We start from the raw sequence: 333 nt of genomic DNA on the forward strand, positions 1-333 counted from the left end.
CGGTGATCGGGTCGTGACTGAGTCGTTGGACGCGCAGCAGGCGTCGGTTGGCGTGGAAGCCGATCTCCCGCAGTGCGGGCAGATGTGTCAGTCGTTTCCCGAGGTGGAAATGGATCTCGAGCCGCTGCGCGAGCGCGAACGCCTCGGCCGGCTCGAAGGCCTCGTAAAGCGATCCGATGCCGTGAGTATTGAGATTGTCCATCACCAGCACCACCGTCTCCGCGCCCAGGGTCTCGAGGTCCTCGATGCGCCGGTCCAGGCACTGGCGGGTCAGCACGGAGAGTTCGATCTCGGCGACGTTGAGCCACGAGCCGTGTTTGGGGGTGTGGTGGA

General features: G+C 64.9%; 1 pseudogene. It reads right to left on the reverse strand.

Annotated elements, in window-relative coordinates:
* Positions 1-333: pseudogene (locus P3H15_RS55400) on the reverse strand (hypothetical protein); the annotation flags it as partial.

Origin of the sequence: Rhodococcus sp. T2V, from assembly GCF_029269925.1 — a bacterium.
Lineage (GTDB): Bacteria > Actinomycetota > Actinomycetes > Mycobacteriales > Mycobacteriaceae > Rhodococcus_F > Rhodococcus_F koreensis.